We start from the raw sequence: 257 nt of genomic DNA on the forward strand, positions 1-257 counted from the left end.
CCTCTGTCTCCAGCTTCTTCCCGCAGAACATCTGTCTGGGAGATATCCTGAAAAACTCGGGTTATCAGAACTATTTCGTGCAGGGCGCGAATCTGCGTTTTGCCGGTAAAGATGTGTTCCTGAAGTCGCATGGCTTCGACCACTTATACGGCTCAGAAGAGCTGAAAAGCGTGGTAGCCGACCCGCACTATCGCAACGACTGGGGATTCTACGACGATACCGTTCTCGATGAAGCGTGGAAAAAGTTTGAAGAGCTT

At 50.6% G+C, this 257-nt stretch carries 1 protein-coding gene; it reads left to right on the forward strand.

The features are described 5' to 3' along the window. The coding region (locus tag SB772_RS42980) for a sulfatase-like hydrolase/transferase (protein ID WP_410838893.1) at positions 1-257 on the forward strand (257 nt) is incomplete at both ends.

It is taken from the genome of Paraburkholderia sp. SIMBA_030 (assembly GCF_046535245.1).
In the GTDB taxonomy this organism is placed as follows: Bacteria; Pseudomonadota; Gammaproteobacteria; order Burkholderiales; family Burkholderiaceae; genus Paraburkholderia.